Source organism: Sulfurimonas sp., from assembly GCF_032250635.1.
Lineage (GTDB): Bacteria > Campylobacterota > Campylobacteria > Campylobacterales > Sulfurimonadaceae > Sulfurimonas.
Window position 1 is genome coordinate 1 of record NZ_JAVVFL010000043.1, and the last position, 12,418, is coordinate 12,418.

16 protein-coding genes are annotated in these 12,418 nt (G+C 38.7%); 2 read left to right on the forward strand and 14 right to left on the reverse strand.

Annotated features, from left to right (window positions below; genetic code table 11):
• On the reverse strand, window positions 1–172 hold a 172-nt coding region (locus RQ763_RS04145), incomplete at its 3' end, for a type II 3-dehydroquinate dehydratase (RefSeq protein WP_314151385.1).
• A 94-nt stretch (window positions 173–266) separates the two neighbouring features.
• Here RQ763_RS04145 and RQ763_RS04150 point away from each other — a divergent pair.
• Together RQ763_RS04150 and sppA are read left to right on the forward strand one after the other, a co-directional pair.
• Window positions 267–1,487: a metal-dependent hydrolase gene (locus RQ763_RS04150; RefSeq protein WP_314151368.1), complete on the forward strand. Its 1,221-nt coding sequence runs from the start codon at window positions 267–269 to the stop codon at window positions 1,485–1,487.
• Entirely contained in the window at window positions 1,487–2,356 is an 870-nt protein-coding gene (gene sppA / locus RQ763_RS04155; RefSeq protein ID WP_314151369.1) for a signal peptide peptidase SppA, read from the forward strand. Before RQ763_RS04150 ends, sppA begins: the two co-directional genes overlap by 1 nt.
• 151 nt (window positions 2,357–2,507) lie before the next feature.
• On the opposite strand, the gene RQ763_RS04160 is transcribed toward sppA, so the two are convergent.
• The 13 genes from RQ763_RS04160 to RQ763_RS04215 form a co-directional block, all read right to left on the reverse strand.
• Window positions 2,508–2,990 carry a methylated-DNA--[protein]-cysteine S-methyltransferase gene (locus tag RQ763_RS04160; RefSeq protein WP_314151371.1) on the reverse strand — a complete coding sequence of 161 codons (483 nt, stop codon included), beginning with the start codon at window positions 2,988–2,990 and terminating at the stop codon, window positions 2,508–2,510.
• Between the two features lie 8 nt (window positions 2,991–2,998).
• Window positions 2,999–3,412 carry a hypothetical protein gene (locus tag RQ763_RS04165; RefSeq protein ID WP_314151372.1) on the reverse strand — a complete coding sequence of 138 codons (414 nt, stop codon included), beginning with the start codon at window positions 3,410–3,412 and terminating at the stop codon, window positions 2,999–3,001.
• Window positions 3,413–3,476: 64 nt separating this feature from the next.
• Entirely contained in the window at window positions 3,477–4,073 is a 597-nt protein-coding gene (locus RQ763_RS04170) for an FmdE family protein (RefSeq protein WP_314151373.1), read from the reverse strand.
• A gap of 8 nt (window positions 4,074–4,081) precedes the next feature.
• Window positions 4,082–5,332 (reverse strand): exodeoxyribonuclease VII large subunit, encoded by a 1,251-nt coding sequence (xseA, locus tag RQ763_RS04175; RefSeq protein ID WP_314151374.1) that lies wholly within the window; start codon window positions 5,330–5,332, stop codon window positions 4,082–4,084.
• Window positions 5,333–5,342: 10 nt separating this feature from the next.
• The gene (gene ubiE / locus RQ763_RS04180) at window positions 5,343–6,053 is read right to left on the reverse strand and encodes a bifunctional demethylmenaquinone methyltransferase/2-methoxy-6-polyprenyl-1,4-benzoquinol methylase UbiE (protein WP_314151376.1); all 711 of its coding nucleotides are present in this window, start codon (window positions 6,051–6,053) and stop codon (window positions 5,343–5,345) included.
• A gap of 1 nt (window position 6,054) precedes the next feature.
• Window positions 6,055–7,056 carry a bifunctional diaminohydroxyphosphoribosylaminopyrimidine deaminase/5-amino-6-(5-phosphoribosylamino)uracil reductase RibD gene (gene ribD / locus RQ763_RS04185; RefSeq protein ID WP_314151377.1) on the reverse strand — a complete coding sequence of 334 codons (1,002 nt, stop codon included), beginning with the start codon at window positions 7,054–7,056 and terminating at the stop codon, window positions 6,055–6,057.
• A 17-nt stretch (window positions 7,057–7,073) separates the two neighbouring features.
• On the reverse strand, window positions 7,074–7,523 hold the full coding sequence (locus tag RQ763_RS04190) for a ribosome maturation factor (RefSeq protein WP_314151378.1): 450 nt from the start codon (window positions 7,521–7,523) through the stop codon (window positions 7,074–7,076).
• Between the two features lie 12 nt (window positions 7,524–7,535).
• A complete protein-coding gene (rbfA, locus tag RQ763_RS04195; RefSeq protein ID WP_314151379.1) occupies window positions 7,536–7,886 on the reverse strand; it encodes a 30S ribosome-binding factor RbfA in 351 nt (116 codons plus the stop codon).
• On the reverse strand, window positions 7,883–10,519 hold the full coding sequence (gene infB / locus RQ763_RS04200; protein ID WP_314151381.1) for a translation initiation factor IF-2: 2,637 nt from the start codon (window positions 10,517–10,519) through the stop codon (window positions 7,883–7,885). The genes rbfA and infB overlap by 4 nt, the downstream gene beginning before the upstream one ends.
• A complete protein-coding gene (locus RQ763_RS11805; RefSeq protein WP_409932351.1) occupies window positions 10,503–10,766 on the reverse strand; it encodes a DUF448 domain-containing protein in 264 nt (87 codons plus the stop codon). The genes infB and RQ763_RS11805 overlap by 17 nt, the downstream gene beginning before the upstream one ends.
• A 44-nt stretch (window positions 10,767–10,810) precedes the next feature.
• On the reverse strand, window positions 10,811–11,692 hold the full coding sequence (gene thrB / locus RQ763_RS04205; protein WP_294930449.1) for a homoserine kinase: 882 nt from the start codon (window positions 11,690–11,692) through the stop codon (window positions 10,811–10,813).
• A 7-nt stretch (window positions 11,693–11,699) separates the two neighbouring features.
• Entirely contained in the window at window positions 11,700–12,161 is a 462-nt protein-coding gene (locus tag RQ763_RS04210) for a hypothetical protein (protein WP_314151382.1), read from the reverse strand.
• On the reverse strand, window positions 12,154–12,418 hold a 265-nt coding region (locus RQ763_RS04215; protein WP_314151384.1), incomplete at its 5' end, for a UDP-3-O-acyl-N-acetylglucosamine deacetylase. The genes RQ763_RS04210 and RQ763_RS04215, both read right to left, overlap by 8 nt.

Here is a 12,418-nt window from a genome sequence, read left to right on the forward strand (position 1 = left end):
CTACAATCTCACCCTCTAAATTGCTTTGAAAAAACTCTATCTCTAACCCGCTTTGGCTTGCAAAATCTTTCATCTGAGCATGTATCTGCTCTAATTTCATTGACCCATAAACCTGCTGCTCTCTAACACCCAACATATTTAAGTTTGGTCCTTGAATCACTACTATCTTCATCTTCTGCCTTTTTGTTTAATAATTACGCTTTTTAAGGAGTTATTCTATCTAAATTAAGCATAATCTATTTTAAATTTAGCCAAAAAGATAAAATATGCAGATAATAACTCCAGATTATATATTAACGCCCGACACTCTGCTCTTGGGCATGTCGGTAGCGTTTGATACAACCATTAAAAAGATAGCTCCGCTTGAAGAGCTAAAAAAAGAGTTTAAAGATGCAGACGTAATAAAGCTTAAAAAAAACTCTCTTTTGATGCCAGGACTTATCAATGCCCATGTTCATATAGAGTTTAGCGCAAACAAAACAAAACTCTCTTACGGAGATTTTATCCCTTGGCTCTACAGTGTTATTGAGAATAGAGAGGAGCTAATCAACGGCTGTGACGATGTCTGCATGGCAAAAGCAATCAACTCCATGCTGGAGGCTGGAATAACAACTTTTGGAGCAATAAGTTCGCATGGAATGGATTTAAATGTTTGTGCTTCTGCTCCTCAAAATGTTGTTTTTTTCAATGAACTTATCGGCTCGCAAGCAACGATGGCTGACGCTCTTTTTGGAGATTTTTTGTCAAGACTTGATGCTTCAAAAAGCGTTAAAAGAGAGGGGTTTTACCCTGCAGTTGCCATACATTCGCCCTACTCCGTGCATCCGATTTTAATCAAAAAAGCACTTCAAATCGTAAAAAATGAGAAGCTTAAACTCAGCGCTCACTTCATGGAGAGCTCCGCTGAGAGAGAGTGGCTTGACAAAAACGAGGGAGATTTTAAAGATTTTTTTGAAAATTTGTTAAAACAGAAGAACTCTGTAAGCAGTTCAAGCGAATTTTTGGAATATTTTAATGGATATGAAACACTCTTAACACATGTTGTAAAAGCAAACGAGGAGGAGCTTCAAACCCTCTCTTCAAACAGACATACAGTTATACACTGCCCGATTTCAAACAGGCTTCTTGGCAACGGCGCACTTGATCTGAAAAAACTCCAAAAACATAACATTAGATGGATATGCGCAACGGACGGACTCAGTTCAAACTATAAACTCGACCTCTTTGAGGAGATGAAATGTGCCCTTTTTATGCACGCTAATATGCCTCTTTTAGAGTTGGCGAAAAATCTTATAAAGAGCGTAACAAAAGACGCGGCAGATGCTCTTGGAATAAACAGCGGCGAGATTGCAGAGGGCAAAAATGCCGACATGATAGTGCTTGATTTAGAGAGTGAGCCTAACGATGAGTTGGCTATCCATTTAATACTTCATAGATATAATATCTCAAAAGTTTACATTAACGGAAAGTTAGAAAAAGGTATATGATGCAGTTTATTAAAAAATTATTTTCTCCAGTTTTAGCCATAATGAAATTTATCCAAGAGCATTTCAAAGCTATGCTCTTTTTGCTTCTACTTTTTTGGATATTTGCGCCACAAAGCAAAGAGGATTTAAAGCCCCATAATCTTGAGCAGATATATCTTGTAGGTCCTGTTATGGAGGTTTCAGAAATCGTAAATCAGATAGATGAAGCAGCTTCCAATGAGTTTGTAAAAGGCATTTTGCTTAATGTTGACTCGCCGGGCGGAGCAGTTGCCCCATCCATCGAAGTCGCTTATGCCATAAAAAGAGCAAAAGAGAAGAAACCAGTTGTTGTTTATGCCAGCGGAACAATAGCGAGCGGAAGCTACTATGCAAGCATCTGGGCAAATGAGATAGTCGCAAATCCAGGCTCAATGGTTGGTAGCATCGGTGTTATTATGCAAGGGGCAGACGTTAGCGAGCTCATGGACAAAGTAGGCATAAAATCACAGAGTATACAAGCCGGAAAATATAAAAAGGTGGGTGCATCCGATAGACAGTGGACAGATTATGAGATAAATGAGTTGAACAAAGTCATACAGGGAACTTATGACCTCTTTACTGCCGATGTGGCAAATGCCAGAGGTCTAGATATTAAAAAAAGAGACACATTTGCAAATGCGCACATCTTTACGTCCAAACAAGCCAAAGATGTGGGTTTAATTGATAGTATCGGTGTCGAATATGACGCTAAAAATAGGCTGGCACTGCTAAGCGGAGTAAACGATCCGCTTTGGAACAAAGAGGATAGGTTTGACAAGCTTATGAAAAAACTATCGGCACAAACTGCAGTAACTCTACACACATATTTTCCGCCTCTAATCATGAAATAAAAATACTATCTGATGTTACGCACTAAAACGAACGCGTTCGCTTTAGTGGCAGGGACAGATGTCCGTTGCAACCCCCTTACCATGGAGTATGCCATTGGTTAGCATACCTAAAAGCTACATAAAACAAGTTTTTCGAGATTTATAGAGTATTTTACGAACTTTTTTGCTCTCTCTCTAAAGAGAGTAAAAACTCTTTTCTCCACACTCCTCCCGTGTATCCGCCTATGCTTCCGTTTGATGTTATAACGCGGTGACATGGTATGATAATCGAGATTGGATTTTTACCGTTGGCATTTGCAACGGCTCTTGTGGCCTTTGGATTGCCAAATATTTTAGCCTCTTGTGCGTATGAGACTGTTTCGCCGTAGGGTATCTTAAGAAGTGTATTCCAAACACCCTTTTGAAACTCTGTTCCGTTTGGAGAGAGCGGCAAGCTAAACTCTCTTCTCTTCCCTGCAAAGTACTCGCCAATTTCCTCCTCTAGCCTAAGTAACAGAGGATGTGAAGCGTTGGTAGTTTGATATGTTTTGCCCTCTTGTAAAAAGTCAAATGAGATAATTGCGCTCTGGCTTGAGATTGCAATCATTTGACCTATTGGTGTATAGATTATACGGCTGTATTGAGCTATTTTCATACAGAGTTTTATTTCTCTTTTATTTGGGGTTTTTTTCTAAACATATGATATTTTTCTCTCTCTAAAAGATCCTCTACATATGCAGGTTCTGCTTTTTTTACGCTCTTCCAGATGCCTGAGGGAAGTCTTACTTGAAGCTTTTTCTTCTCTTTTAGTTTTATAATTTTTTTAATGGAGAGTATTTTGGAAACGGGAGAAAAATCGACATCGGTCAAATCTATGTCGTTTTTATAAAATAGAGTCTGCTTACTAAAGCTTCCCCATCCCGGAATTCCATCCTCGGTATAGGGAACTTCATAATCATTTTCAAAGTTTACCATTATATTGTAGTGACTGTTGTCAAAGAGTTGAGACACCTTACCCGAACCAAATACTAGCCCATAAACGGCGTCTCCAACTTTAACGTTGTCAAAATATGCCATAACTACTCCTCTTTTGTTTGTACGAAAAGTATATCATAGTACGATTACAAAAAAATTACACTCTTTAAATCATAACCTTAACAACACTTGGCATATTGTCAAAAATTCTTTTTACTCTATCTTGCCAAAGCTCGCCAAACTCTTTAATCTCTGCCTCACTTGCCATGCCGCCCATCATTTTTTGCATAAGCTGTTGCATTTTTGGGCTTCCCCCGACTAATGAAGGATCATAATAGACCTCTACACTTTTGCCGTTATCCACTCTTGTGAATCTTACAGCTGAACTGATATTTGCATCAAAATGCATCAAAGAGTGACGTGCAAATTTACCGCCTAAACCTTTAAAGCCACTTTTATCGGTAGCTCCTGTTATTTGAGAGATGACATTGCTTATAACGCCTGCCACACCATCTTCAAGCGACTCTTTAAACTCAACTTTTATCTCGCCTCTTACCGCCGGTCCATTTGGATAGAGAGCTTTTAGCCCCGCATATGCTGTTATGTAAGCACCCGCTACAGTAGGGCAACTATGACCTGCCGCTTTGACAATCTCAAGATAGTTAAACTCATAGATGCCCTTTTCAAATGCACCTAAAATATTAGCCAACGGATCGACAACTTTAATTGTATCTATAGTATCAAAAAACTCTGGATATTTCATATAAACCCCTATATATCTCTTTTTTCAAGCACTTTTGCGCTCACCATAACTCTATCGCTCATCAAATCAAAAAGTTCATCAACCTCTAAAGAAGCAATGTCAATAACTTTGGCATCTTTAGAAATCTGAACAAAACCTTTTTTGCTTTTTAACTTTGGATTGTTCGATTCTAACATTTTTTGCATTGTTGTCACTTGATTTTGAGCAATATTGATTCTGCTATATATGACATGAGGAAATCTTGTCTTAATGGATTCAATCTCTTTGGAGAAGCTCTGCATTTTAAACGAAATGGTTTGATTGTAGGAGGTTTGCAACTGTTTTACATCCTCGATTTTTTGGCTTATCTTCTTCTCGATTGAGTGTCCTGAGTATAAGTTCATCAAATGCGTCAACTCCTGTTTTGAGTTGTAAACCTTCTGTTTAAGCAGTTGAATATATTGCAACTCAACAGAGTCTATATATTGATACAGCTCATTGGTATCGGGCAGTATCATCTCCATAGCCGCACTTGGAGTGGGTGCCCTTAAATCTGCCACAAAATCGCTTATCACCCAGTCTATCTCATGTCCAACGGCTGAGACTATGGGTGTTTTTGCTTTAAAAATTGCATCTGCTACGCTCTCTTCGTTAAATGCCCACAGATCCTCTATGCTTCCGCCGCCTCGTCCAACTACGATAATATCATACCTTTTTGTGTCGGCTAAACTAAGAGCCTTGAGTATAGCAGGAGCGGCATTTTCTCCCTGAACCAAAACATCATAGATATCTATCTCTAAAACTCTGTATCTGTTCTGTGCAACTCTGAGCATATCCTGCAGAGCAGCCCCAGTTGCAGAGGTGATGAGAGCGATTTTTTTTGGAAATTTGGGGAGTGATTTTTTTATTGTTGTATCGAAGTAGCCCTGCGAAGCGAGTTTGTTTTTTAGCTGTTCATACGCCAGAGCCAAAGCCCCATGACCTGAGGGCTGGATGCTAAAGCAGTTTATCTGGTACTCTCCGCGCGGTTTGTAAAGCGTAATGGCTCCATCAAGAATAACCTTTAACCCCTCTTGAAGTTCAAACTTTAACTTTGAGGCATTTCCCTTAAACATGACCGCTTTTATTGACGATGATGCATCTTTTAGCGTAAAGTAGATATGTCCGCTGTTATGAATTGTTACGCGGGAGAGTTCACCCTCTACCAACACTCTGGCAAAAGTGCTCTCTAAAACAGCTTTAATCTGCTCGTTTAAAGAAGAGACACTTAGTGTTTGCAAACTCTGCTGCCTATTTTTTTCTTGCAATTAAAAGTGTTGAGATATCCATTGAAAAACTCTTTGTATAGACAATCTCAAAACCTGCTTCCATAAGCTCTTTTTGCATATTTTCAACCGTTGAGAAATCACCTATAGAGTTTGGAAGATACTCATACGCTTCAAGATTTTTGGAGATAAAACCGCCCACTTTTGGCAGGATTTTATTCATATAAAAATCTCTTATTTTTCCAAGAAGCGAAGGGTTTTCATTTTTCATAAACTCTAAAATGACTACAAGCCCGCCATCTTTTAAAACCCTGTTAAACTCTTTAAGTGCAGCTTCTCTCTCAACAACATTTCTTATACCGTATGTAATGCTTAAAATATCGGCACTCTCATCATCAAGCGGAATCTCTGTAGCTTTTGCTATATGGTAGTTAAACTTAGGAAACTTCTCTCTTGCCACATTTACCATTCCGTTTGAGGGGTCTACTCCGAGTATCTCGCCAATCGCTATACCGTTTACCTCTGATCTTTTTTTCCAAAAATCCATCATGTCGCCGGTTCCGCAAGCAACGTCGACAATCTTATCGATAGACTCTTTTGCATAAAAGCCGTAAGCCAAATCACATGCCTTCCGTCTCCAGCTCTTATCGACTCCCATACTCATAATACGGTTAGCCGTGTCGTATGTAGATGCGATATTGTCAAACATCGATACGATTTTTTCCTGTTTTTCCATTCTACTTGTTTCCCCCGTTATCTGCTTGCTTAATCCACATAATTATATCTTGCTCATCTTTTTGTATATTTAAAATTTCCAACTTCTCGCTAATGCTTGTAAAATTGTTATTTCCGCCAATAGAGGGCGATAGAAAACAGAGATAACTGTTTGTCACTTCTCTTGAGAGTTCAAACATTTTTTCTCCGCCCTCAATCATAATATTTTTATAGTTTTTTAAAAGTGAAAAATCATCACTTATTATCACTTTTCTACCCTTAACACTAAAGAGCGGGATTGTTTTGTCAAACTCTCTGCTCTTTGAGTATATTAAAATATCGGGAGCTCTGCCGCCGACCAATCTGGCATCAAGTGTGGGTCTGTCTACTCTAACGGTGTTGCCGCCGATAACCAGCAGATCGCATACATCTCTCATGGCATGAACCAAAGTTCTTGATTTAGCAGAACTGATAATACCCCCATCAGTCGTGCCATTTAGCCTCTGTGCCCATTTAAAAAAGACAAAATTCTCTTCTCTCCATAGATTAAAAGGCTCCAAAAGCGCGCCGCACTCTTTTGCTAAAACAGCTCTCTCTACATCAATGCCCGCGCTTGTTACTATCTCTGCTCCGCCTGAAGCCTCATGGTTTGAATCCAAAGAACCGATAAAGAGTTTTTTGATGCCTAACTTAGAGATAAGAGATGCGCACGATGGAGTTTTTCCTACATGTGAGCATGGTTCAAGCGTTGTAAAAAGAGTCGTGCCCATAAAGCAGTTGTCGTGGTTTTGTAAAAGATATGTATGGATTTGTGATGATTCATGTAGGTCTAAAATTTTTGAATCATCTCTTAGTCTGAAATATGCCGATTTTAACGCTTCGACTTCAGCATGAGGCGCACCTGCATATTTGTGAGCTTCGATTGCTAAAATTGCACCCTCTTGAGATACAATAGTGCAGCCGACTGCAGGATTTGGGTATGTTAAACCCTGATACTTCCATGCCTCATCTAAGGCCAACTTCATGTAAAACTGTGTGTCTATTACCATTCAAAGTAGGTTTTTGCTTTTGAAATTTCAGAAAAATCAACTGCAACTTCTTCGCCATCAACATCTAAGAAAATCTTAGAACCCTCGACTTTAAGCAGGGTTCCTTTGAGCTTCTCTTTTGATTTTAATGAAATAGCAACTTTTTCTCCTACGCAGAGTCCAAATTGTTTGATTGTTGTAACTTTTCTCTCAATTCCCGGACTACCGACTTCAAGTCTATAATCCCCTGAAACAGGTGGTGTAACATCTAGAAGAGGTGAAATTAGATGCGTTAAGTTAACACAATCATCTAAAGAGACATTTTTTCTTTTTTCATTCTCTATCTCGTTTGAGATAACACTGACTCTGTAGATCGAATCCTCGCCATCATTGACGATAGAGATGTCATAGAGTTCTAACCCTACCGATTTTACAAACGATTCTATATCTTTTTCTAAACTCATAAATGCACTCGCCTACTCTTTAGCAATTTTTTTAAATAACTCTTCAATATTTTGAACTTTTTTCAACTGTTCATCAAACTCAAATGTAAGGCTAGGAGAGCGGAACCAGCCCTGCTCTTTCATACAAAATGTCTCAATAATAGGTCTTGCATTTTTTAATAATTTTAAAAATTCGCTCTTCTCCTGCGCACTATAAGAGACAGGATCTATATAGACTTTTGCGTCGCTTCTTCCTCGCGAACACTTTATATCTATAATATTAAGCTCATGCAGTCTCTTGTCGTTCAAAGAACCAATAGCTTCGGGAATCAGTTCTAGAAGAAGCGACTCCGTTCTCTTTAGTTTAATCTGAGCTTCTGTCACAGAGATACTTTTTGCTCAATTTTTTTGAATGTTTCGATTACGTCTCCGACTATAACATCATCATAACCTTTGATCATAACACCACACTCATAACCGTTGCCTATCTCTTCAACATCATCTTTGAAACGCTTAAGAGATGTAAGTTCTCCCTCATGTATAACAACTCCATCGCGTATAACACGAACAAGTCCTCCGCGAATAAGTTTACCCTCAACAACAACACATCCCGCAACCATGCCTTTTGGCGCTTTAAATGTATTTCTAACCTCTGCTTGCCCGGTATTTATCTCCGAGAACTTAGGTGCCATCATGCCCGTTAGCATTCCAGTCATATCATCAAGAAGCTGGTAAATAATCGAGTATGTCTTAATCTCGACATTTTTCTGTTTAGCAAGTGCCTTAACGCTTCCCGTAGGACGAACATTAAATCCAAGCAATACACAGTTTTCACTGTTTGCAACAAGCTCAACGTCATTTTCAGTAATTCCGCCAACGCCAGATGAGATAATGTTAATTTTAACTTCCTCATTTCTAAGCTCGTTTAGTGAACTTCTAATCGCCTCTAATGAACCGTGAACATCTGTTTTAAGAACAACTTTAAGAGACTTCAATCTTCCCTCGGCAATCATACTTGTCATATCTTCTAAAGTAGATTTAGTACTATGAGAAAGCTCTTTATTTCTATCATATTCGTGACGTTTTTGAGCATACTCTCTTGCCTCTTTATCGCTATCCATAGCCATCATAACTTCACCAGAAGATGGAACCTCGTTCAATCCGACAACTACTGCCGTATGACTTGGCTTTAACTCTTTAATCTGTTTTTTATTTTCATCTATCAGAGCTTTAACACGCCCATATGAGCTACCACATACAACGTAATCGCCGACTCTGAGCGTTCCATTTTGCACAATTACCGTTGCAACAGGTCCACGCCCTTTTTCAAGTGATGACTCAACAACGGCAGCTTTTGCCATAGCGTTTTCATTTGCTTTTAGCTCTAAAACTTCAGCGGTTAGAAGAATATTTTCAAGAAGTTCATCTATTCCCATTCCTGATTTTGCAGATACCGGAACAAACTCTATATCTCCGCCCCAATCAGCAGGGTTAAGACCGCGTTCTGCCATCTGACCTTTTACCATGTCTGGGTTTGCGCTCTCTTTGTCCATCTTGTTAAGTGCGACTATTACAGGTACACCGGACTCTTTAGCCAGTTTTATAACCTCTTCTGTTTGAGGCTTAACACCATCATCAGCCGCTACAACTATTACGATAATATCCGTAACATCAGTACCTCTTTGACGCATTTGAGAAAACGCTGCGTGACCTGGAGTATCTATAAAAGTTATAGCCTCTCCATTTTGCTCAATCGTATATGCACCGATATGCTGCGTGATACCGCCTGCCTCATCCTGTGTGACTTTTGCTTTTCTAATCGCATCTAGAAGTGAAGTTTTACCGTGGTCAACATGCCCCATGATTGTAATTACAGGAGGTCTCTTTGTATTGTTTTCATCAGAATCTTGCGCCATATCTTCTTCGTAGTTAAAAGCATCTTTTGGATCTACAATAGTTACTTCAACGCCGAACTCTTCAGATAAAATCTCAATCTCGTCACTTCCTAAAAAGTCATTTTTAGTCATCATCAAACCAAGATTAAAGAGAACTTTTATAACATCAGAAATTGTATGATTAATCTTCTCTGCAAATTCATAAACACGGATATCTTCAGGTATTTCAACATGTGTTACTATTAAATCTTCCGGCTTATCTTTTGCATATTTTTTTCTCTTATCACGAGAAACTTTTCTACCCCTAGGAGCAGCTTTTTTATTTGCATTTCTTCCAATAGGCTTTGGAGGCTTAGGTTTTCTAGGCTCTTCCACAATCTCACGCCTCTCTGTAGAGTTTAAATCAAGCAGAACAACCTGATCGTCCATATCCATAGAGACTTCACTTAGTGAACCGCCAAAAATATCAATTTTTATGCCCTGTTCCTGTTTTTTAGCTCCGGCAGCTTGTTTTATTTTTTTCTTTTTTGCCAGCTCTTCTAAAACATCTGCACTCATTTTGCCATATGTAGATACTGTATTTTTTTGTCTTGAGGTTTGAGCGAATGCCTCTGTTTCTTCAATCTCTTGGGGCAGTTTTCTCTTTTTAACGATTGTAAGACCTGATTTTTTAATCTGCATCTTCTTAGGCTCTTCTGCAGCTATAGGGCTTTGAGATTCTTTTTGAGTCTTATCGCTAGCTTCTATTTCTAAGTTTTCCTCTTTTGTCTCTGCTTTTTTGTGAGTAGTCTCATCTTTTTTTGCAGTGACTTCCTTTTTAGCGCTTTCATCCTGTTTGGCATCAGGTTTTTTATCTTCAGATTTTGGAGTATCTTCCTGAGGAGCTTCTTCTTTTTTTTGAGTATCACTGGTTGTTTTAACAGCTGTATCAGTTTCTAGTTTTGGTGCTTCTGCATGCTCGCCGCTCATAATATAGTTCATTAAACTTTCTGCTTCTTGCATGGTAACCGAGCTATTTGCCGACTTTACGTCAAGACCCATATCTGAGGCCTTTTTAACAACATCTTTTGAAGTTATCCCTAGCTCTTTTGCAACTTCATGTACTCTAACTTTTTCTGTCATCAGTGATGATCTCCTTTAGTGTTTTGGCAAGTTTGTCTCTATCACCGCTCTTGCATTGCCGCATCAGCGCTTTTAATACTTTCTTGTTATCTTCAAGACAAATTTTGCATATATAAAAACTTCTGCCGCTCCCTCTAAAAAGACTAAGTTGTGAATCTATGCACTGAAGTCTTATAAGATTAGTCTGTGCATCTCTTTGCCTACAAGAGATACACATCCTAAGAGGTTGGGTAAATTTTTTCGCCATTATATCCAAAAGTTCCTTGATTTAGTAAGAAGATATAAACTAACCTATTTTTCTACAATAAGTCCATCATTATCAAAATCCAGTATCTTTACAACAAATTCTGGAAATTTTTGACTCAGCTTATTAGCAATCGCAACGGAATCTTCATCGTATACCATCGAAAAAAATGTTGAGCCGCTACCCGAGAGAGTACTCATTAGCGCACCGCTCTCATAGGCTATTTTTTGGACACCAAAGAGTTCCGGTAAAGTTTTCATTCTTGCTTTTTGATGAAACCTGTCCTGAGAAGCAAGCTTTAAAATCTCCCAATCCTCATTAAAAAAGGCGGCAACGCTAAGCGCCGTATGGGATAGATTATAGATAGCGTTCTCTTTAGAGTATGATTTTGGAAGTAGCATTCTTGCCCTTGCAGTATTCATCTGTTTATTTGGAATGACCACAACCGCCTTTATATAATCTGGGAGATGCTTTTTTTGCGAAAAGACTTTCCCCTTCTCCACAGTTGCGGCATTAAAACCACCCATAACCGCCGGAGTAATATTGTCCGGATGGGACTCATAAACTAAAGCATGATTGAGTATTCTTCTTTTTGAGACGTTTATTCCCGCTGCTTCATGTGCACTTGCAATCGCACTCACAATTACTGCCGAAGAGCTGCCAAGACCTCTTGACATAGGTATCTGATTGTAAAACGTAAATTTAAAGCTTTGACGCTTTTTGGTAAGTCTGTTGTAGTGTTCATTGAAGATACTTACAAACAGGTTGTTGCCTTTTAGCTTAGGATTATTTTCACCCTCGCCTTTTATACTGACACTAAAAAATTTTGATGGATGAAACTCAACCACGTTTCGTAAATTGACTGCTAAACCCAAAGAGTCAAATCCAGGTCCGAGGTTCGCGCTTGTTGCCGGTACACTTACTGTCACTTTTTTCCTATCCAACTGCCCCTATAGCGTAAAGAGGGGATGCAGCTGTACTAAACTCGTTATACTCAAGCACATTTGGAAGCATAAAATTCGCCTCCGGTGCCATTTCTAATTTTTGAGTTTTTATTTCTGATGAAATTTTAACAAAATATAGCTTTCCAATCGCTTTGATTGGTTCGTTTTTATTGAAATAAAATGCATCTGTTGCAAAAAGAGGTATATTTTTTAGTACACTCATAGATTTTAAAAAAATATATGCAATTTTTATAGCCATAAAACTGCCGGGTCCATTCGCATAATAGAGTCCTTTTATGTTGTACTCTATAGATAAATTTTTAAAAATAGTAGGCAAAACTTCAGAGCTTTTTTCATGGCTTAGAACTGTTCTTATAAGCTCTGCGTCTTCATATATTCCGATTTGTATAGGAGAAGATAGTGTTATAAAAACTAAATCAACACTCTTACGCATACGCTTTTTCAAGCTCCAGTGTTTTTTCGCCTACAAGCTCAATGACTTCATAGTTTTGCGCATCTTTTAGAAGTTCGAGGGTCAGCTTGTGATTGAGGTCATGACTGCCTGCCATTGCCTCATAATTGCCTACAAAGTTCATGCCGATTAGTGCCATGTCGCCTATTGCATCGAGTATTTTATGTCTTACAAACTCATCAGGAAACCTAAGTCCCTCAGGATTTAGAACCTTTTTCTCATCCAGTACGACAGCATTT